10 protein-coding genes and 3 pseudogenes are annotated in these 20757 nt (G+C 75.2%); 8 read left to right on the plus strand and 5 right to left on the minus strand.

Annotation, left to right across the window (positions count from 1 at the left end; translation table 11 throughout):
• Nucleotides 1–167: 167 nt before the first annotated feature.
• Complete coding sequence (locus N8I86_RS23255) at nucleotides 168–1037, minus strand: esterase/lipase family protein (protein ID WP_263278618.1); 870 nt, start codon at nucleotides 1035–1037, stop codon at nucleotides 168–170.
• 224 nt (nucleotides 1038–1261) lie between these two features.
• Here N8I86_RS23255 and N8I86_RS23260 point away from each other — a divergent pair, with 224 nt between their 5' ends.
• Complete coding sequence (locus tag N8I86_RS23260) at nucleotides 1262–1684, plus strand: cobalamin B12-binding domain-containing protein (protein WP_073888741.1); 423 nt, start codon at nucleotides 1262–1264, stop codon at nucleotides 1682–1684.
• 5 nt (nucleotides 1685–1689) lie between these two features.
• Here N8I86_RS23260 and N8I86_RS23265 read toward each other — a convergent pair.
• Nucleotides 1690–3388: pseudogene (locus N8I86_RS23265) on the minus strand (DUF5691 domain-containing protein).
• Between the two features lie 172 nt (nucleotides 3389–3560).
• A pseudogene (locus tag N8I86_RS23270) lies at nucleotides 3561–4912 on the minus strand (SWIM zinc finger family protein).
• Nucleotides 4913–5044: 132 nt separating this feature from the next.
• On the opposite strand from N8I86_RS23270, the gene N8I86_RS23275 reads away from it, so the two are divergent.
• From N8I86_RS23275 to sucD, 6 genes and pseudogenes are all read left to right on the plus strand, one after another.
• The gene (locus N8I86_RS23275) at nucleotides 5045–6175 is read left to right on the plus strand and encodes an ATP-binding protein (protein WP_073888745.1); all 1131 of its coding nucleotides are present in this window, start codon (nucleotides 5045–5047) and stop codon (nucleotides 6173–6175) included.
• Between the two features lie 38 nt (nucleotides 6176–6213).
• A pseudogene (locus tag N8I86_RS23280) lies at nucleotides 6214–8666 on the plus strand (DUF5682 family protein).
• Nucleotides 8663–9865, plus strand: coding sequence for a VWA domain-containing protein (locus N8I86_RS23285; RefSeq protein ID WP_263278619.1), 1203 nt, complete (start codon nucleotides 8663–8665; stop codon nucleotides 9863–9865). The pseudogene N8I86_RS23280 and the gene N8I86_RS23285 overlap by 4 nt, the downstream one beginning before the upstream one ends.
• Nucleotides 9866–11290: 1425 nt before the next feature.
• Nucleotides 11291–13987: a hypothetical protein gene (locus tag N8I86_RS23290; RefSeq protein ID WP_263278620.1), complete on the plus strand. Its 2697-nt coding sequence runs from the start codon at nucleotides 11291–11293 to the stop codon at nucleotides 13985–13987.
• A gap of 439 nt (nucleotides 13988–14426) precedes the next feature.
• Complete coding sequence (sucC, locus tag N8I86_RS23295) at nucleotides 14427–15608, plus strand: ADP-forming succinate--CoA ligase subunit beta (RefSeq protein ID WP_073888755.1); 1182 nt, start codon at nucleotides 14427–14429, stop codon at nucleotides 15606–15608.
• Nucleotides 15609–15635: 27 nt separating this feature from the next.
• Nucleotides 15636–16520: a succinate--CoA ligase subunit alpha gene (gene sucD / locus N8I86_RS23300; RefSeq protein ID WP_073888757.1), complete on the plus strand. Its 885-nt coding sequence runs from the start codon at nucleotides 15636–15638 to the stop codon at nucleotides 16518–16520.
• Nucleotides 16521–16618: 98 nt separating this feature from the next.
• Here the strand turns inward: sucD and N8I86_RS23305 are convergent, their stop codons facing one another.
• Complete coding sequence (locus N8I86_RS23305; protein ID WP_073888759.1) at nucleotides 16619–17695, minus strand: helix-turn-helix domain-containing protein; 1077 nt, start codon at nucleotides 17693–17695, stop codon at nucleotides 16619–16621.
• Nucleotides 17696–17805: 110 nt separating this feature from the next.
• Between N8I86_RS23305 and N8I86_RS23310 the strand changes: the two genes are divergently transcribed.
• A complete protein-coding gene (locus N8I86_RS23310) occupies nucleotides 17806–20025 on the plus strand; it encodes a cell division protein PerM (RefSeq protein WP_263280143.1) in 2220 nt (739 codons plus the stop codon).
• On the opposite strand, the gene N8I86_RS23315 is transcribed toward N8I86_RS23310, so the two are convergent.
• A complete protein-coding gene (locus N8I86_RS23315) occupies nucleotides 19946–20722 on the minus strand; it encodes a hypothetical protein (protein WP_263278621.1) in 777 nt (258 codons plus the stop codon). The genes N8I86_RS23310 and N8I86_RS23315 overlap by 80 nt on opposite strands.
• Nucleotides 20723–20757 lie beyond the last annotated feature (35 nt).

Consider the following 20757-nt stretch of genomic DNA (forward strand, 5'->3'; position numbering starts at 1 on the left):
ATTCGGCCGTGTTTCGGGGGAGCCCGGACGCGACTTTGGCCTTGTGTTCGATGAATGTTCGATGTCGGGTGACGGTGAGTCACCTGTGCGCGCGCTGTACCGCGCCGTCGGCGGTCCTCTCTTTCGCTCCGGACGTCGCTCCGGACGTCGCTCCGGACGGCGGTCCGCTAGGCCACCGTCAGGCCGTCCGCACGCCGGTCCCCGGGCCGTGCGCTGTCGAGGGCCTCGCGTATCCCGGTCGCGACCGCCGGGTGCACGGGCAGGGCGAGGTGTCCGATGCCGGTCACCCGGACGTTCTGCGCATCGAGGTCGGGGTGCTCCAGACAGGCCGTCTCCAGCGGGACCATCAGGGAGTCCAGGTCGCTCCAGAAGCTGACGAACCGCGTGCGGCAGCCGGGCGCGGGCCGGGACAGCTCCTCGATCACCTCCGAGCCGGGCCGCATCTGGCGCACGATCGGGTGCGCGTTGGCCAGCGGCGCCACCCGGGTCCCCGCGTGCGGGGTGCCGAGCGTGACGAGTATGCGTACCCGCAGGTCACCGCCGAGACACTGCACGTAGTAGCGGGCTATCAGGCCGCCGAGGCTGTGCCCCACTATGTCGACCCGCGTGCTGCCGGTGCGCTCGCAGATCTCGTCGATGTGCCGGCCGAGCAGCTCGGCGGCGGCACGGATGTCGCAGGTCAGCGGGGAGTAGTTGAGGGATTCCACCCGCTGCCTGCCGTGCTGGACCAGGCTGCGGCGCAGCAGCACGAACACGGAGCGGTTGTCGATGAAGCCGTGCAGCAGCACCACGGGCGGACCGGACCGGACGGGCAGCCGGGCGGTGCCCGCGGCGGCGGGATCGGGGCCCTCTCCCGGCGGCAGGGCGGCGCGGCGCTCCTGGACGAGACCGGTCGGATAGAGCAGGAGGTGGCCGGCCAGGATCGCGGCCTCGAGGGCGGTCGCCTTGAGCAGCGCCACGGAAAGTCCGGCGATCCTGCCGGGCCACAGGCGGCGGCAGAGCGGGAGGAAGAGCGGAAGAACTCCGGTGACCTTCATGGCCGACCTCCTGTCGGCACACCGGAGGACGGCTCGATCCCCCGTGTGCCCTGATGTCCCACCGTGTGATTTCCCCCTCGCTGCGCACCGTAAAACTGCCGGTTGCGAGATGCTGGAGATAACGTTCGTTCACTTCGCGGCGGGTGGCGGGACGCGCCAAAAGTGCGGTACTTGTCGTCAGGGACGGAAGCGATCGCTTCCGTGATCGTTTGATGGAGGCAGTGATGGGTGTGGCAGCCGGTCCGATCCGCGTGGTGGTGGCCAAGCCGGGGCTCGACGGCCACGATCGCGGGGCCAAGGTCATCGCGCGCGCCCTGCGCGATGCCGGCATGGAGGTCATCTACACCGGGCTCCACCAGACACCCGAGCAGATCGTCGACACGGCCATCCAGGAGGACGCCGACGCGATCGGCCTGTCCATCCTCTCGGGGGCGCACAACACGCTGTTCGCCGCGGTCATCGACCTGCTCAACGAGCGGGACGCCGCGGACATCCTCGTCTTCGGGGGCGGCATCATCCCGGAGGAGGACATCGCGCCGCTGAAGCAGAAGGGCGTCGCGGAGATCTTCACGCCGGGCGCGACGACCACGTCGATCGTGGAGTGGGTCCGGGAGAACGTCCACCAGCCGGCCGCGTCCGGGGGCTGAGCGGGTCACCGCGACGGCACGGGCGGTGCGGCACCCAGCTCGCCCGCCATCTCCGCCCGCAGACGCAGCGTGGTGACCAGCCGCTGGAACGCCTCCGCCCAGTAGCCGCCGGCACCCGGCGCCGCGTCCTCCCGCTCGTCGGGCACCGCGAGCAGCGCCTCCAGCCGGAGGGCTTCCGCCGGGTCCAGGCAACGCTCCGCGAGCCCCATCACCCCGCTGAAACTCCAGGGGTAACTGCCGGCGTCCCGCGCGATGTTCAGGGCGTCCACAACCGCCCTGCCCAGCGACGGCTGCCACGGCACCGCACACCCGCCGAGCAGCTGGAACGCCTCCGAGAGACCATGGGTGGCGATGAATCCGGCCACCCACTCGGCCCGCTCGTCCGGCCCCAGGGCGGCCAGCAGCTTCGCCCGCTCCGCCAGGGACACCGCACCCGGGCCGCCCGCCTCCGGCGCCGACGGCGAACCGAGCAGCGCCCTCGACCAGGCGGTGTCGCCCTGCCGCACGGCCGCGCGGCACCACGCCGCGTGCAGCTCGCCCTGCCAGCCGTCCGCCACCGGCAGCGCCACGATCTCCGGCGCGCCCCGTCCGCCGAGCCGCTCCGTCCACGTCGCGAGCGGTGCCGCCTCGACCAGCTGACCAAGCCACCACGACCGCTCCCCTCTGCCCGCGGGCGGCTTCGCCACCACACCGTCCCGCTCCATGCCGGAGTCGCACTCGAGCGGTGCCTCGACCGCGATCACCGGCGAGTTCCCCATGCGATCGAGAGCCACACATGCGGCGGCCCGTACAGCCATGCGCGCCGCGAGCGCCGAATCCGGCAGCGCCGACAGCAGCTCCGCCGCCGTCGCCCGGACATTGCGGCTGCGGTCGCCCAGCGCCTGCTCCAGGAACGGCTCGTCCTCGCCGCACAGGCCCGCGCGCAGCGAGTCGAGGAACATCAGCCGGTCCTCCGCCCGCTCCGTCGGCCAGGTCGAGACCAGCAGCTCCCGCGCGAGGGCGGGCGTACGGGCCCGGAGCACGCCCAGCAGGGCGACCCGCTCGGCGAACAGCCCCTCCTGCCACAGCCGCCGCACCGCCTCGGCGTCATCGGGGTCGGGCAGCGCGGTGCCGCCCCCGGGACGGCGCGCAGGGCGAACCGCCAGTCCGCGTTCAGCCGGGCCAGCCAGAGCGCGCGGGGGCCCGCGAACGCCAGCGCGGCCGGGCGCAGGTCCGTACGGCCCCGGGCCGCGTCCAGCAGGGCCGGGAGCGCCTGTGGGGGCGCCGCGTAACCGTGCGCGTTGGCCGCCGCGAGCCACTGGGGGAGCAGCTCCATGAGATCCGGTGAGCTGCCGCGCCGCCCGCCAGACGGTCCTCCGGAGCGGTCGGCCAGCAGCAGGGCGAGTCTGCGGGCCGCCGCCGGGGGCAGTGCCGGGCGGGGGTCCTCGGGGCCCGATCCGGCCGCCGCGCCGCCCGCGCGGGCCGCAGTCCGGCCCGTCGGCGCACGGTCGCCACGGCCGCCGCGTCCAGCAGCGCGACGGGGGCGGCCCGGCCGTCCGGATCCTGGGCCAGGGGCCGCCGGTCGGTGCCGAGCAGGGCGGTGGTGACCAGGTCCTCCCAGGAGGGCGTGGGCGGTGCAGCGGGTGCGGGGGAGGCGCTGGGGGGCGGTGTCGCGGACGTCCCGGAAGGGCCGGCGGGCGGCGCCGCGGGTGGGGTCGCGTTCATGGCCGTGCCTTTCGCGGGGTGGGGTCGAGCGGCCGCGGGTTGGGGCCGCCGGAGTGGTGCGTCGACGGCCGCGGGTGTCCGGCGAGGCCGTGCGCGAGCCGGCCGGCGCACTCGCCCGGGCGGTTCACGGGGCGGGGCCGGGTCGTGGCGGCGTCCTTCGGCGGCGGTCCGGTCAGCACAGCGGTACCGCCTCACCCGGGCCCTCCGGCCAGGCCGTGAGCGGGGTGAAGCCACGGTGCCCGCACTCGCCGAACACCGTGACGGGGGCGCCGCCGGACAGGGCGACCAGGCGCCACAGACCGGGACGGGAGCGGGCCGTCCGGGACAGCGGCAGGGCCGAGTCGGCGTCGGCGTCGGCCAGCTGCCACAGGTCGCCGTCCGGGACCGGCGTCACCCGGTCCAGGGTCACCGGGACCGACTCCAGCCAGGGGTCGTCGCGCAGGGCCTCGCCGTACCGGGCGGCCGCCTCCTCGGTGGTCACGCCGGGCGGGCGGAACCCGGCCGGAGCGGGCACGGCGAACCGCTCTCCCAGCGTGGCCCGTGACTGCCCGGCGCCCGCGTGCACGGACAGCTCCGCGTCCAGGGCGAGGCCGACCGGCAGGGCCAGCTCGGGCGCCCGGCCGGCCGCGCCGTAGGAGAGGAGCAGCCGGGTGTGGCCCGATCCGGCGCCGTGCAGCCAGATCCGGCGCGTCGTCAGTTTCGCGTCCGCCGTGTCGTACTGGGCGAGGACCAGCCAGCGGTCGCGCAGCGGCGGGCCCTCCACCGCGGCCTTCAGGCCGAGCCTCGTGCGGACCGTGGCCGCGAGGGCGTCGGGCAGCCGGTCACGGTGCAGCCAGCCCTGGTCGAGCAGGTGCAGCAGCGCGCACTCCTCCAGCAGCCGCACCGGCCAGCCGGCGCCGGACGCCGGGATCGCCCCCAACTCCCGCACCCGGGCGGCCAGTCCGGGAGCCTGCGCGTCGACCATGCGGGCCGCCGTCTCGTCCCACAGGGCGTATCCCGCCTGCTCGGCCGAGGCCAGGCCGCCGCGCAGCAGGTCGGTCAGCCGCTGCTCCAGCTCCGTCGCGCCCGCCGTGACCCGCTCCGCCCGGCGCTCGGCCCGCCGCCGCGCGGCCTCCGGATCGGCGGCCGCGGCACCCCCTCGGCCTGCTGCGCCCGCGTGGTCTCCGCGCGGCTCCGCCTGCCCGCGAGCCACTGCCCGGCCCAGTCCGGGGGCTGCGTGGAGGCCGGCACCGAGCCGTCGCCGCCCGCCCACAGCAGGAGCAGACCGAGCGCGTGCTTGCACGGGAACTTACGGCTCGGACAGCTGCACCTGTACGCCGGCCCGGCCGCGCCGGCGAGGTCCACCACCGTCTGGTACGGCCTGCTGCCACTGCCCTTGCACAGCCCCCACAGCGTCCCCTCTCCACTGCCCGTCTCCGACCACGGCCCGGCGGCGCCGAGTTTGCTTCCCGCTTTGCGTGACGCGGCGTCAGGCGCCAGTGCCAGCACCTGGTCCGCGGTCCAGCGCACCCCCTGCTCAGTCATGTCATCGACGGTAGGTCCCGGCACTGACAATCGGCCCGGCGGCGCGGTTCGCGCAGGTCAGGGCGATTGTCAGTGGCGTGGTGCACGGTGGATGCCAGATCCGAACCGGCCGAGCTGGAGGGGGCCTCAGCCATGACTGTGTCCGCGCAACCGACGACCGCCGAACCGAGCCGTGCCGGGAGCGCGCAGGCGTTGCGGCCGCACGCCGAGCAGGCCTTCGCCGCCGAACTCGCCGCGCTCGCCGCGCAGGACGACCGTCCGCGCCCGGCCCGCTGGAAGCTGTCGCCGTGGGCGGTGGCGACGTACCTGCTCGGCGGCACCCTGCCCGACGGCACGGTGATCACACCCAAGTACGTGGGTCCGCGCCGCCTGGTCGAAGTCGCCGTCACGACCCTCGCGACCGACCGGGCGCTGCTCCTGCTCGGCGTGCCCGGCACCGCCAAGACCTGGGTCTCGGAGCACCTGGCGGCAGCCGTCAGCGGCGACTCCACCCTGCTGGTGCAGGGCACCGCCGGCACTCCGGAGGAGGCGATCCGGTACGGCTGGAACTACGCGCGGCTGCTCGCGCACGGCCCGAGCCGCGACGCCCTGGTGCCCAGCCCCGTCATGCGCGCCATGGCCGACGGTATGACGGCCCGGGTGGAGGAGCTGACCCGCATCCCGGCGGACGTGCAGGACACGCTGATCACGATCCTGTCGGAGAAGACCCTGCCCGTCCCGGAGCTGGGTGAGGAGGTCCAGGCGGTACGCGGCTTCAACCTCATCGCCACCGCCAACGACCGCGACCGGGGCGTCAACGACCTCTCCAGCGCGCTGCGCCGGCGCTTCAACACCGTGGTGCTGCCGCTGCCGGAGAGCCCCGAGGCCGAGGTCGACATCGTCACGCGCCGGGTCGAGCAGATCGGCCGCTCCCTCGACCTGCCGGCCGCGCCCGACGGTATCGAGGAGATCCGGCGGGTGGTGACCGTCTTCCGCGAGCTGCGCGACGGCATCACCGCCGACGGGCGTACGAAACTGAAGTCGCCCAGCGGCACGCTGTCCACGGCGGAGGCGATCTCCGTCGTGACCAACGGACTGGCGCTCGCCGCGCACTTCGGCGACGGGGTGCTGCGGTCCGGGGACGTCGCGGCCGGGATCCTCGGCGCCGTCGTGCGCGACCCGGCGGCCGACCGGGTCGTCTGGCAGGAGTACCTGGAGACCGTCGTCCGCGAGCGTCAGGGCTGGACGGACTTCTACCGCGCCTGCCGGGAGGTGAGCGCATGACCGACTCCGGCCCGCGCCCGGCCCGCCGATCCGGGCCGCTGCTGCTCGGCGTGCGGCACCACGGGCCGGGTTCGGCGCGGGCGGTGCGGGCCGCCCTGGACGCGGCGTGTCCCGCCGTGGTCCTCATCGAGGGCCCGCCGGAGGCCGACGCGCTGATCCCGCTGGCCGCCGACCCGGACCTGCGGCCCCCGGTCGCCCTGCTCGCCCACGCGGTGGACGAGCCCGGCCGCTCGGCGTTCTGGCCGCTCGCCGAGTTCAGCCCCGAGTGGGTGGCCGTCCGCTGGGCCCTGCGGCACGACGTCCCGGCCCGCTTCATCGACCTGCCCGCCACGCACACGCTCGCGTGGCAGGAGCAGGAGCAGGAGCAGGAGCAGGAGCAGAAGCAGAAGCAGGAACAGGAGAAGGAGGCGCCGGGCGTCTCCGGACCCGACGAACGCGCCCCGGACCGCGGAAGCCGGGCCCCCGGCGAACTCGGCCCCGCTGCCGGGGAACAGGCGCCCGACGGTCCCGCCGCCGCGCTCGTCGCCGGGGACCAGGCACGCGTCGATCCCCTCGCCGTGCTGGCCGACGCCGCCGGGTACGACGATCCCGAGCGGTGGTGGGAGGACGTCGTCGAGCACCGGGGGCCGGGGGAGCGGGACCCGTTCGCGCCGTTCGACGCGCTCGCCGAGGCGATGGGGCGCTGCGCGAGCGGTTCGGCACCGGCGGCCACCCGCGCGACGCCGTCCGCGAGGCCCACATGCGGCTCCGACTGCGCGACGCACGCAAGGAGTTCGGCGACGCGGTGGCCGTGGTCTGCGGGGCCTGGCACGTGCCCGCGCTGCGCGAGCGGACCACCGTCACCGCCGACCGGGCGCTGTTGAAGGGGCTCCCCAAGGTCAGGACGGACCTGACCTGGGTGCCGTGGACGCACCGCAGGCTTGCCCGGTCCAGCGGGTACGGCGCGGGCATCGACTCGCCGGGCTGGTACGGGCATCTCTTCCGGGCCCCCGACCGGCCGGTCGAGCGCTGGCTGACCAGGGTGGCCCGGCTGCTGCGCGAGGAGGACATGATCGTCTCCTCCGCCCATGTCATCGAGGCCGTACGGCTGGCGGAGACGCTGGCGGCGATGCGCTGCCGTCCGCTCCCCGGGCTGGGCGAGACCATGGACGCGGTGCGCGCGGTGATGTGCGACGGCTCGGACGTGCCGCTCTCCCTGGTGCACGACCGGCTGGTGGTGGGGGACGTCCTCGGTGAGGTTCCCGAGTCGGCCCCCGCGGTGCCGTTGCAGCGCGACCTGGCCCGGCAGCAGCGGTCGCTGCGGATCAGACCGGAGGCCCTGGAGCGCGAGCTGGAGCTGGACCTGCGAGGGGACACCGACGCGGGCCGCAGCAGGCTCCTGCACCGGCTGCGGCTGCTCGGCGTCGGCTGGGGCGAGCCGGCCCGGTCGCGGGGCAGCACGGGCACCTTCCGGGAGACCTGGCGACTGCGCTGGGAGCCGGAGTTGGCGGTGAAGGTCGCCGAGGCGGGTGTGTGGGGGACCACCGTGCTCGGGGCCACGCAGGCCAAGGCGGAGGCGGACGCGACCGCCGCGACGGCCCTCGCCGACGTCACCGCGCTCGCCGAGCAGTGCCTGCTGGCCGGCCTGCCGGACGCGCTTCCCGTGGTCATGCGGGTGCTGGCGGACCGGGCGGCCCTGGACACGGACGTCGGCCACCTGGCGCAGGCCCTGCCCGCCCTGGTCCGTTCGCTGCGCTACGGCGATGTGCGCGGCACCGACACCGGCGCGCTGACCGGGGTCGCGGCCGGGCTCGCCGAGCGGATCTTCGTCGGCCTCCCCCCTGCCTGCACCTCCCTCGACGCGGACGCCGCGGACGAGATGCGCGGCCATGTCGACGCCGTGCACACGGCGGTCGGACTGCTGGCGGAGACCCTGGCCGGCACCGCGGACCCGGGCCGCGGCGACCTGCGCGAGCGCTGGCGGACGGTGCTGCGGGCACTGTCCCTGCGGGACACCGCGCCCGGTGTCATCCGCGGCCGGGCCGTGCGTCTGCTGCTCGACGACGGCGCACTCGACGCCGGCGAGGCGGCACGTCTGATGGGGCTGGCGCTGTCGCCGGGGACACCGCCCTCCGACGCCGCCGCCTGGATCGAGGGCTTCGTCGGTGGCGGGGGCGGGCTGCTGCTGGTGCACGACGACCGGTTGCTCGGCATGGTCGACGCCTGGCTGACCGGGGTGCCGGCGGAGGCGTTCACGGACGTGCTGCCGCTGCTGCGGCGCACGTTCGCGGCGTACGAGCCGGGCGTGCGCAGGACCCTCGGCGAGCTGGTCCGGCGCGGACCGGGTGAACGGGCGGACCGGCCGGGCGGGCACACCGTCACACCCGGCTTCGCCGCCGAACCGGACATCGGGCGGGCCGACGCGGTGCTGCCGGTGCTGCGCCTGCTGCTCGGCCTGGAGACCGAGCCCGGCACGATCGACGGCAACCGACTCGCGGAGGTGGGCACATGACGACCGGACCGACACCGACGACGACATCCGTGCCGACGCCGGCCCGGGCGCCCGACCCGGACGGGGAGCGGCTGCGGCGCTGGCGGCTGGTGCTCGGCGGCGACCAGGCGGACGGGACCGGGTGCGCGCTCTCCGGCAGGGACGCGGCGATGGACGCCACCCTGGCCGCGCTCTACGGAAAGGGCGACAAGCCGCCGACGGGGCGGGAGCGTTCGGCCGGACTCGGTGCCTCGGCGCCCTCCGTGGCGCGCTGGCTGGGAGACATCCGCAGGTACTTCCCGTCCTCCGTCGTCCAGGTCATGCAGCGCGACGCCATCGACCGGCTCGGGCTCGCCTCCCTGCTGCTGGAACCCGAGATGCTGGCGGCGGTCGAGGCCGACGTGCACCTCGTGGGCACGCTGCTCTCGCTCAACAAGGCGATGCCGGAGACGACCAGGGAGACGGCGCGCGCGGTCGTGCGCAAGGTGGTCGACGACCTGGAGAAGCGGCTCGCGACCCGCACCCGGGCCACCCTCACCGGCGCCCTGGACCGCAGCGCGCGGGTCAGCCGTCCCCGCCACCGGGACATCGACTGGAACCGCACCGTCGCGGCCAACCTCAAGCACTACCTGCCCGAGTACCGCACGGTCGTCCCGGAACGGCTCGTCGGGTACGGGCGGGCCGCGCGGTCGGTGAAGAAAGAGGTCGTCCTCTGCATCGACCAGTCCGGGTCGATGGCCGCGTCGGTGGTCTACGCGTCGGTGTTCGGCGCGGTCCTCGCCTCCATGCGGTCGATCAGCACCCGGCTGATCGCGTTCGACACGGCGGTGGTGGACCTCACCGACCAGTTGGACGATCCGGTCGACGTGCTCTTCGGCACCCAGCTCGGCGGGGGCACGGACATCAACCGCGCGCTCGCCTACTGCCAGTCGCAGATCACCCGGCCCGCCGAGACCGTGGTGGTGCTGATCAGCGACCTCTACGAGGGCGGTATCCGCGACGAGATGCTCAGACGGGTCGCGGCGATGAAGGCGTCGGGGGTGCAGTTCGTGACGCTGCTCGCCCTGTCGGACGAGGGGACGCCCGCCTACGACCGGGAGCACGCGGCGGCGCTGGCCGCGCTCGGCGCGCCCGCCTTCGCCTGCACGCCCGATCTCTTCCCCGAGGTGATGGCGGCGGCCCTGGAGAAGCGGCCGCTGCCGATACCGGACACCGTGTGACCCCGGGCAGGAAAGGGGCGGGAAAGGGGACATGACTACCCATCGGTAACGGGGGGCTTGCGCAGCCTCGGGCGTGCCGTGCGAGGATCGGCGGCGCCCGTGTCGTGCCGACCCGAGGATGTTCCCCTCCTTGACCTTCCCAGCCGCCCTTGTCGGTGCCTCCGTACGTGTGCTGCGTACGGCGGCCGGGCGTCGTGCGCTCCACCTGCTGCTGCTCGTCGGCGGCTTGTTCGCGCTCGGGTTCCTCTGCGGGGAGCAGGCGCACGCGGCCGACGGGACGGCGACGACGGTGGGAGCGGCGCAGGCGGCCCCGGTCGCCGCGACCACGGATCGCGTCCCGGCCGCCGGAGCCGACCCGGCCGCGAAAGTCGTCCGAGGCGCCGACTCCGGCCGCGCGGCCGATGCGGACGCAGCAACTGGCCCGGGCCGCGCGGCTGATGTGGACGGAGCAGTTGACTCCGGCCGAGCGACTCGTGTGAACGGAGCAGTTGACTCCGGCCGAGCGACTCGTGTGGGCGGAGCAGTCGATGCGGGCCGGGTGATCCATGCCGGCCATGTGACCGAAGCGGGCGGGGTGGCCGGCGACGGCCGGTCCGCCGCCTCCGTGCGGCAGTTGCGGCAGCTTCGGGAGACCGTGGTGGGCCGGGTGACCCAAGTGGTCCGGGCGGCCGAGCCGGTCGGCACCGCCGGAGCCGGACGGGTCGCCGGATCCGTCGACGCGCTGCGCGGTGTCAGCGAGCAGGCCGCCGAGCCCGTACGGCGGCTGGCGGACGATGCGTCCGGGACCGTGGGCCGGACGCGGACGGCGGCTCCGCCCGTGTCCGTGCCGGACCTCGACGGGTTGCCGGGCCTCCCCGACCTGACCGACCCCCTGACGCCCCGCCAACAACCCCCTGCCGCCGGTTCGCCGGGGAACACCGGCACGTCGGTGCCGGTGCCCGCCGGGAGCGGCGGGCCCGGGCCGGGGCCCGCGACGCCTTCGCCGCGCCGGTACCGGTCAGTCCGTACGGCCCCGAGGCGCCCTCCGCCTTCCGCCCTTCGGCGCCCGCGACCGCGCGCCACGCCGTCGCGCCCGCCGAGGCGCCCGGTCTGCCGGCGCCAGCCGGTGACCCGGACGGCGCGCTCGGCAAGCAGGCGGCGGTCGACGGCACCACGTCCCGCCACGGTGACGCGCAGGCCGTCACCCTCACCGACCGGGCGCCCCTGCGGCTCGCGCCCGGCACCCTCGCGCACGCCGACGCGCCCGGAACCCGCGAACGGCACCGCGACATCCCCGTCTTCCCCGGCTAGGCGGCACGGCCGACCTCCCCGCCACGGCCCTGCCGAGCGGGGACGGAACAGGTCCGCCCGCCCGTCCGGCCCGCCGGCCCTCCGGCGCCCCGGACGGAACTCCCCCAGCCGTTCTCCCGAGGATTTGACGCAGAGATGAACAAGAACATTCGTCGTTCCATAGTGATAGCCGCCGGTGTCACCAGCGCATGGGCGCTCGGTTCGGCCGCCGCCGACGCGGACGAGCTGCCGGCCTCGTCCCTGTCCACGCCGGACGCCGGCAGCGGTGTCACCGGCGCGCTCACCGACACGGTCGACGGCGTGGCCGCCGGCCTGCACGACACGGTCTCCGGCCTGACCGGTACGGCGGCCTCGACCGTCCCGGACACCGCGGACGGCGCCGGGCGACCGGTGCGGGACGCCGTCGGCGACGCCGTGCCGACGTCCGCCGACCAGGTTCGCGGGCACGCGGGCGCCGGGGTTTCGGCCACCGGGAAGGCGGAGGGCGCGGCCCGGGCCGTCGAGGGTGCCCGGGCCGCGCGGGCCGGGCAGGCGCAGGACCGTACGGCGCGGGCACAGGCGCACGCCCGGACGGACGGCGCGCGGCTGACGGCGCACGCCGCCGCCGGGACCGCCGACACCGTCCACACCGCCCACGACTCCGCCCGGGACGAGATCGACTACCTCTTCGGCCCGCTGGCGACCTTCGCCCCCGAGGTGGAGGAGGCCCTGGCCGCGGCCCAGACCAGGCTCGGGGCCGTGCAGGCCGCCGCGCGCACGCGGGCCGAGGGCGTCGAAGGCGCCGTTCGCACGACCGCGCAGCGCACCGTCGCGACCGCGCAGGGCCGGACCGCGGGAGCAACGGCACAGACCCGGCACACGGCGACCGCGACGACCGGCCCCGTCCGGGGTGAGGTCGCCCAGGCGGCCGACGCGGGCCGGGCGGCGGTGTCCGGGGTGCCTGGGCATGTCGCGGGAACGGCGGGCGGCGCCGGTGAGCGGGGGACCGGGATCGCGCGGGGCGAGGGTGCGCGGGTGGCCGACGCGGGCCGGGCCGCGGTGTCCGGGGTGCCGGGGCATGTCACCGGTACGGTCGGCGGGGCTCGGGAACGGGTCGTCGGCACGGTGAGGTCCGTACCGGGCGCGGTCACGCCGGTCGTCGACGGTGCGGTGTCCGCCGTGGTCCCGCCCGTGGCCTCCGCCGCGGTGCACGGGGCGGTGCCGGTCGCCGAGCAGGCGGTGGACGGGGTCCCGGTCGCGGCGCACCACGCGGTGAACGGTGCGTACGGCACGGCCGTGGACGCCGTCGGCGGGGTGCGGGGGACGGCCGGAGACGCCGTTCCGGGGGTGTACGGGACAGCAGAGAGCACGGCGTACGGCCTGGGCGGCACCGCCACGGGCGCCGCCTCCGGGGTGCACGACACCGGGGCGGGCGCCGTGGCCGGTGTGTACGGCGTCGCCGGGGACGCGGCGGAAGGGGCGCAGGGGGTCGCCCACCAGGCGCGGACCGGTGCGTACGGCGTCGGCCGGGAGGCCGAGGCGCGCGTGGACGACCTGAGCACGGGTGCGCGCGGCGATGTGTACGGGACCGCTGCGCGGGCCCTCTCCGGGGCGTACGGCGCGGCGGGTGCCGTCCGGCCGGTCGCCGCCGGTGTGGTCGCGGACGGGTCGGCGTACGCCACCGGTCTCGCCGAGCAGGCGGCCCGGAACACCACGGACGCGGTCCTGCCGCCGGTGGCTTCCGGCGCGGTCCACGGTGTCGTACCGGTCGCCGCCCGGACCGCAACCGACGCGGGCACCCTCGCCAACGGCCTCACGGCCGACGCCCACTCATTCACGAGCGGCGCAACCGGCCACGCCACGGGCTTCGCGGGCGGGGTCGCCGGCGAGGGCGAATACCTCGCGGCCGGCGCCACCGGTCAGGCCACGGGCCTCGCCCACGGTGCCGCCGGTCAGGCGACGGGTCTCGCCCACGGTGCCGCCGGTCAGGTCACGGGTCTCGCCCACGGTGCCGCCGGTCAGGCGACGGGCCTCGCGGATGGGGTCACCGGGCAGACGGCCGCCGTCGCCCACGGTGCCGTCGGTCAGGCGACGGGTTTCGCGGGCGGGGGCACCGTCCAGGGCGAGTACCTCGCGGGCGAGGTCGCCGGTCAGGCGTCGGCCTTCGCGGATGGGACCACCGGCCAGGCCACGGGCTTCGCGGGCAGGGTCGTCGGCCAGGGCGAGTACCTCGTAGACGGTGCCGCCGAACAGGCGACCGGCCTCGCCCACGGTGCCACCGGCCAGGCATCGGCCTTCGCGGATGGGGTCGTAGGGCAGGGCGCGTACCTCGCAGACGGCGCCGCAGGACAGGCGACCGGTCTCGCCCACGGTGCCACCTGGCAGGCCGCCGCCGTCGCGCACGGTGCCGCCGGGCAGAGCGCGGGCCTCGCAGGCGGCGTCGTAGGCCGGGGCGCGTACCTCGCAGACGGCGCCGTCGGACAGGCGCCCGGCGTCGCCCACCGTGCCGCTGGACAGTCGACCGGTCTCGCACACGGAGCCGTCGGACACGTCACCGGCTTCGCCCACGGTGCCACCAGCCAGGGCGAGTACCTCGCGCACGGTGTCGCCGGGCAGGGTGCGGGACTCGGAGAGTCCGTCGCCGGGCACGCCACCGGCTTCGCCGGGGATCTCACGCGCACGGTCCCGCACGCGGGCCCGCATGACGTGGGCGGGGCGGCGGCGGTCACCCGTTCGGCCGTATCCGGCGGGCTCACGGGCCCCGAGGGCTTCCAGGGGCCGCGGGCCGCGCAGGGATGGCTGGACCCCTACGGCGTGCGCGACGCGTCGGAGGGCATGCGACAGCAGGGCTGAGCGCCCTCACAAGCTCCGCGGGGCGACCGGTTACGGGCGGCCGAACGCCATCGGCCCGTGCGGCCGGTGCCCCGCGGGAAGGGGCGGGTGGTCCCCATTGGGGTGGGGATCAACCGCCCCGGTCCCGGTTCCCGCCGGGACCGCTCGAGGGGCCTCACCGGGTCAACCCCAGCCCGGTGAGGCCTCGCAGACCGCCCCTGTACAGCACATATGTCGGCACGCCGTGCCAGGAATTCCGGCATCATGTGACAGGTATCACCGCTCAGGTGTGACCCTCGATTTAGGGAGCCCCTGCAAGCGGCGATAACCTGCGAGACGGACATGCCGCGCGCTCGGACACCGTGTGCGCCCCCCTAGTGACAAGCGGACGTCACGTTGCCCTTCGCGGCACGCCCACGCATCCAACGAACCGCGAGATCACTGATAGGGACGGAAGCGCGTGGACCTGTTCGAGTACCAGGCGAGGGACCTCTTCGCCAAGCACGATGTACCGGTGCTGGCCGGTGAAGTCATCGACACGCCTGAGGCGGCGCGCGAGATCACCGAGCGGCTGGGCGGCAAGTCCGTCGTCAAGGCGCAGGTGAAGGTCGGTGGTCGCGGCAAGGCCGGTGGCGTCAAGCTGGCCGCCTCCGCGGACGAGGCCGTCGCCCGGGCGACGGACATTCTCGGCATGGACATCAAGGGCCACACGGTCCACAAGGTCATGATCGCCGAGACGGCCCCGGAGATCATCGAGGAGTACTACGTCTCCTTCCTCCTTGACCGTGCCAACCGCACCTTCCTCTCCATCGCGTCCGTCGAGGGCGGCATGGAGATCGAGGAGGTGGCGGCCACCCGTCCGGAGGCCGTCGCCAAGATCGCGATCGACGCCATCGACGGCGTGGACGAGACCAAGGCCCGCGAGATCGTCGAGGCCGCCAAGTTCCCGGCCGAGGTCGCGGACAAGGTCGTCAACGTCCTGATCAAGCTGTGGGACACCTTCATCAAGTCGGACGCCCTCCTCGTCGAGGTCAACCCGCTCGCGAAGGTCGCCTCCGGTGAGGTCATCGCCCTCGACGGCAAGGTGTCGCTCGACGAGAACGCCGAGTTCCGTCACCCCGAGTACGAGGAGCTCCACGACAAGGCCGCGGCCAACCCGCTCGAGGCCGCCGCCAAGGAGAAGAACCTCAACTACGTCAAGCTCGACGGCGAGGTCGGCATCATCGGCAACGGCGCGGGTCTCGTCATGAGCACCCTGGACGTCGTCGCGTACGCCGGTGAGAAGCACGGCAACGTCAAGCCCGCCAACTTCCTGGACATCGGCGGTGGCGCCTCCGCCCAGGTCATGGCGAACGGCCTGGAGATCATCCTGGGCGACCCGGACGTCAAGTCCGTCTTCGTGAACGTCTTCGGCGGCATCACCGCCTGCGACGAGGTCGCGAACGGCATCGTCCAGGCCCTGAAGCTCCTGGAGGACCGCGGCGAGAACGTCTCCAAGCCGCTCGTCGTCCGTCTCGACGGCAACAACGCCGAGCTGGGCCGGCAGATCCTCACCGACGCGAACCACCCGCTGGTGCAGCGCGTCGACACCATGGACGGCGCGGCCGACAAGGCCGCCGAGCTGGCCCACGCCGCCAAGTAAGCACTCAGGACGAGGACACAACACACCATGGCTATCTGGCTCAACAAGGACAGCAAGGTCATCGTCCAGGGCATGACCGGCGCCACCGGCATGAAGCACACCAAGCTCATGCTCGGTGACGGCACCCAGGTCGTGGGCGGCGTGAACCCGCGCAAGGCGGGTCAGACCGTGGACTTCGACGGCACCGAGGTACCGGTCTTCGGTACCGTCAAGGAGGCCATCGAGAAGACCGGCGCCAACGTCTCCGTCATCTTCGTGCCGGAGAAGTTCACCAAGGACGCGGTCGTCGAGGCCATCGACGCCGAGATCCCGCTGGCCGTCGTGATCACCGAGGGCATCGCCGTGCACGACACGGCGTCCTTCTGGGCGTACGCCGGCAAGAAGGGCAACAAGACCCGCATCATCGGCCCGAACTGCCCCGGCATCATCACCCCGGGCCAGTCGAACGTCGGCATCATCCCGGGCGACATCACCAAGCCGGGCCGCATCGGCCTGGTGTCGAAGTCCGGCACGCTGACGTACCAGATGATGTACGAGCTGCGTGACATCGGCTTCTCGACCGCCGTCGGTATCGGTGGTGACCCGATCATCGGCACCACGCACATCGACGCCCTCGCCGCGTTCCAGGCCGACCCCGACACCGACCTGATCGTGATGATCGGTGAGATCGGTGGCGACGCCGAGGAGCGCGCGGCCGCGTTCATCAAGGAGAACGTGACCAAGCCGGTCGTCGGCTACGTCGCGGGCTTCACCGCCCCCGAGGGCAAGACCATGGGCCACGCCGGCGCCATCGTCTCCGGTTCGTCCGGCACCGCCCAGGCGAAGAAGGAGGCCCTCGAGGCCGCCGGCGTCAAGGTCGGCAAGACGCCGACCGAGACGGCGAAGCTGGCCCGCGAGGTCCTCAGCGCCTGAGCCCCTCCGCAGGCTGTCGGTAGGCCCGTCCCCTCACCGGGGCGGGCCTACCGCCGTCTTCCCTCCCGTTCACCGGCAGCGCCCGGCGGCCTCCGCCGTCATCGGAATTCCGGCAGCAGTCTTTCCGGACCGCCGGAGTCCGAGTGGTGCAGCTTGGTCCGCAGGGCCTGTTCCTCCTGGGAGAGGGGGCCCATCGCGGCAGGGGGCGGGACGCCGTGCACCGCCTGGGCCGGGGCGATCGGCGGCTCGTAGTGTGTCGGCGCCGTCCGCAGCGTCAGGGCCGTCGAGCCGATGATGGCGACGGTGAAGGCGATGGCGGCCCGGGTCCAGAACACGTTCCGGCGCTCGCCGTACGTCCGCACCGTCGTCGGCCTGGCCGCGAGCAGCCGCTCCGACGAGGCGAGTTCGGTCAGCCGCCGGTGCAGTACGGCGGGGTCGGCCAGCGCCGGGACGTGCGCGGCCACGGCCTCACGGGCGCGGAGCAGCCGGCCGGCCGCCGCCGGGGTGCTGGCCTCCGTCTCCGCCGCCGTCTCCGGCAGGTCGAGGCCGACCCCGTCGTAGAGGACGAGCGTGCGCCGGTACGACGGCGGGAGTCCGAGCAGCGCGTGCAGCAGCGCACGGTCGGCCGGGTCGGCCGGCGGGGGCTCCTCGTGCCGGTAGCGGGGGCGGAAGCGGTGCCAGGGGGAGAGCGCGCAGTCGTACGCCACCGCCCGCACCCAGCCGCCCGGGTCCCGGTCCCGGGCCACCTCGGGCCAGCGCTGCCACGCCGTCTGGAAGGCCTGCTCCACGGCCTCGCGGGCCAGTTCCCGCCGGCCGGTGAGCAGATAGGTCTGCCGTACGAGGGCGGGGGCGCAGAACGCGTACAGCGCGTCGAACGCCTGAGCGGGCGTCAGGGGCCGTGGCGGACCCGCCGTCGGATCGGCGCCCGCGTCCCCCTCTTGCGCCGCCCGCTCCTGACGGGCCGTCGCCTCGACGGCGGCGGTCAGGAATCTGGCGTACGCCTCGCCTTCGCTCCCCCCGGGGATGCGGCGGCCGGACTCCCACGCGCGCAGCGTGGCGCGGCCGACGCCGAGCCGTGCGGCGAGCTGAGCCTGCGTCAGCGAGGCGGACTGGCGCAGGTATCGGCGTTCCTTCGGTGAGGGCAGTGGGCCGGCAGTGATGTGCGTCGTCACCATGCACCCTTTCGTACGAAAAAGAACATAAACATATATTGAGCGACACTTCGGGGGTTCGCCTGTTACGCCCGGAAAGCGCGTGTCGTTGGGACGATGGCGGCGTGCCCCAGATGACCGCTCGCCGCCCGTCGTTGTCGCCCCTGATCGCGCGCGTGCGCGACCGCTCGCCCGGGCTGGCCGCAAGCCTCCTGGCCGGCGCGGTCGCGGCCGGGCTCGGGCTCGGTTCGCTCGCCGTGCTGGTCCTCGCGATGTGGGTCAGCTCGCCGTACCCCGACAGCGGGCCGGGCGGCGCGCTGCACGTGGCCGCCGCCCTGTGGCTGCTGGGCCACGGGGTGGAACTGGCCCGCACCGACACGCTGTCCGGGGCGCCCCTGCCGGTCGGCGTGACCCCGCTGCTGCTGCTCGCGCTGCCGGTGTGGCTGCTGTACCGGGCGGCCCGGGACGCCTCCGACGTCTCCGCCGACCCCGACGACCCGCCGCCGGTCCCGCCGCGTACCGCGTGGACGGGTGTCGTCCTCGGCTATCTCGCCGTCGGCGGCGCGGCCGCGCTGTACTGCGGCCACGGGGAACTCCGGCCCGGATGGGTGGGGGTGACGTGCTGTCTGCCGCTCGTCGCGGCGGGCTCGGCCGCGGCCGGGGTGTGGACCGCGCACGGCCGCCCGCCCGGCCCGGTGCTGAGCCTGCTGGTGGTGCTCCCGGGCCCGGTGAGGCGGCTGGTGTTCGGCACGGACGCCGGGGCCAGGCTGGGAGCCGCCGTACGGGCCGCGGGCGCCGCCACGGCGGTGTTCCTCGGCGGCGGGGCACTGCTGACCGGGGTGTCGCTGGTGTGGCACGGGGACGCGGCACGGGCGTCGTTCCTGGAGCTGACGGAGGGCTGGACGGGCCGGTTCGCCGTGCTGCTGCTCGGCGTCGCACTGATCCCCAACGCGGCGCTGTGGGCCGCCTCCTACGCCCTCGGTCCCGGGTTCGTCCTCGGTGCCGGGCACCTGGTGCACCCGCTCGCCTCCGACCCGGCCCCGCTGCTGCCGCCGTTCCCGCTGCTGGCGGCGGTGCCGGACGCGGGGGCCGGGACACCGCTCAACTGGGCCGCCGGGCTGCTGCCGGTGGCGGCCGGGGTGACGGCCGGGTGGTTCGTGGCGCGGGCGGCGGTGCGCCGCCCGGCGTCCGGGGCGCCCGCACGGGTCCGCTGGTCGGCCGCCCGGACCGCCGGGGTGGTGCTGCTGACGGCGGCGGTCTGCGCCGCGTTCCTCGCTCTGCTCGCCGGGCTGTCGGGCGGACCGCTGGGGGTGGCCGCGCTGGCCCGGTTCGGTCCGGTGTGGTGGCAGACCGGGGGAGCGGCCGGTGTCTGCACGGCGGTGTGCGCGATGCCGGTGGCGCTGACCGTGCGGGCCTGGCGGCTCCGCGGCAGTCGGACACGGTCCGACGCCGTCCCGGCGCAGGGCACCGAGCCGGGCCGGAAGAGGGCCATGGTGAGCGCGGCGGCAGCGGCCTCCGCCGGTTCGGCGGGCGCTGCCCTCACGACGGTGGCCCCCGCGACGGTGGCCCTCACGACGGTGGCCCTCACGACGGTGGCCCCCGTGACGGTGGCCCCCGCGGACCCGGGCGGAACCGATCCGGAGGGAGCCGGGCAGGCGCACGCGGCCGGCACGGGTGCCGCGCCGGACGGCGGGAGCGGCGCGGCCCCCGGAGAGAGCCCGGGGGAGCGGGCGGGGGACCGCGCGGAGGACGGGACCCCCGGCGAAACCGGGTCGCCCTCCGGGACCGGCTCCGGGAAGGGCGCGAGGCCGCAAGGGGGCGAGAAGCCGGTGTCCGGACCCGACACCACCGGGACCGCACCCGCCACGGCGCCACGGGCCGCCGGCTCCGCGGACGATTCCCGGTCCGGAGCGCACTCCGCGTCGGAGGCGGCCGGCTCCTGGCCGGTCGCTCAGCGGGACACGGTGCCCGTCGCGACCGGCGTCTGCGACGACGAGGCGTACGACTTCCCGCCGGCCGAGGACCCCTTCGCCCCGGACTGGCACGACGAGCTGGCCCGCGCCTCCCGCTGGGCGGCCCTGAGGAGGCCGCCGCCGGCGATCCGGCCAACGGCCCCGAGTGGTCGCGACCGGAGCCGGACGAGCGGGCCCAGGCACCCGGCGCCACGCCGTCCGGGCCGGCCGCGCCCCGCTCACCGCACCAGGACCCGGCCGTCACGGACGGACCCGAGCACAGCGACGACACCCGCTGACGCGGGGCCCGGGCGACGGGGCGTCAGTCGTCGCCCGTGCCCAGCACTCCGCGCAGCTGCTCCGGAAGGAGCTTCTCGCAGGACACCTTCGCCTCATGGGTGAGGGCGTCGCCGGCGCAGGTGTAGTAGTCGCGGTAGACCAGCTGCACCGTGAAGGTCGAGGCCACCAGGACCAGGGCCAGGGACGCCGTCACCAGGCCGCTGATCGCCGCCGTCGTCTGGGGGCGGCCGCCCGTGGCGGTGGGGGTGTCCGGGTCCGGGGTGCGCGGCCTGGCACGCAGCGCGCTGATGCCCCAGTACAGGGCCAGCGCGCCCAGCAGCAGCGCCACGTACGGCCAGCTGAAGAGGGCGAAGAAGACCGCCCATATGCCCGACAGCAGTGCGTACCGCGCGCGACGCTGGGCGGGGTCGGTGGGGTCCCAGCGCATGCCGGATCCGCCGGCCGGTCCGCCGGGGCCCTGCGGTCCGCCACCGGGACGGTCGCCGAAACCGCCGGGAGAGCGGCCGGGCTGGCGGTCGCTCCACTGGCTGCCCCAGGGGGAGTGGCCGTCCCGGTCGTCACCGGATCCGGAGGGATCCTCGGGCCGGCGGGGCTGCCACGGGCGGTCCGGGGTGCCCTCCGGGGGCGGCGCGAACGGGTTGTCGTCCTGCTGCTCACCGCCGCGCCCGTCGCCGTCCCGGCCGCCCTCGGGCGCCTGGGGCGGCGAGGCCGGCCGCTCCCGCAGCAGGACGGCGCCACGCTCGCCTCCCTGGGCCGGGCGCGGCGGGAACGTGAGGAGTCGCAGGCTGCGATCGGGCATCAAGAGAGCGTCTTCCCCTAGGTGGCTACGGCTGT

The sequence above is a fragment of the Streptomyces albidicamelliae genome, assembly GCF_025642175.1.
In the GTDB taxonomy this organism is placed as follows: domain Bacteria; phylum Actinomycetota; class Actinomycetes; order Streptomycetales; family Streptomycetaceae; genus Streptomyces; species Streptomyces albidocamelliae.

Excerpts from the sequence above, each read along its gene's own strand:
- N8I86_RS23255 (WP_263278618.1), bottom strand. The coding sequence starts at position 1,037 with ATGAAGGTCACCGGAGTTCTTCCGCTCTTCCTCCCGCTCTGCCGCCGC.
- N8I86_RS23260 (WP_073888741.1), top strand. The coding sequence starts at position 1,262 with ATGGGTGTGGCAGCCGGTCCGATCCGCGTGGTGGTGGCCAAGCCGGGG.
- N8I86_RS23275 (WP_073888745.1), top strand. The coding sequence starts at position 5,045 with ATGACTGTGTCCGCGCAACCGACGACCGCCGAACCGAGCCGTGCCGGG.
- N8I86_RS23285 (WP_263278619.1), top strand. The coding sequence starts at position 8,663 with ATGACGACCGGACCGACACCGACGACGACATCCGTGCCGACGCCGGCC.
- N8I86_RS23290 (WP_263278620.1), top strand. The coding sequence starts at position 11,291 with ATGAACAAGAACATTCGTCGTTCCATAGTGATAGCCGCCGGTGTCACC.
- sucD (WP_073888757.1), top strand. The coding sequence starts at position 15,636 with ATGGCTATCTGGCTCAACAAGGACAGCAAGGTCATCGTCCAGGGCATG.
- N8I86_RS23305 (WP_073888759.1), bottom strand. The coding sequence starts at position 17,695 with ATGGTGACGACGCACATCACTGCCGGCCCACTGCCCTCACCGAAGGAA.
- N8I86_RS23310 (WP_263280143.1), top strand. The coding sequence starts at position 17,806 with ATGACCGCTCGCCGCCCGTCGTTGTCGCCCCTGATCGCGCGCGTGCGC.
- N8I86_RS23315 (WP_263278621.1), bottom strand. The coding sequence starts at position 20,722 with ATGCCCGATCGCAGCCTGCGACTCCTCACGTTCCCGCCGCGCCCGGCC.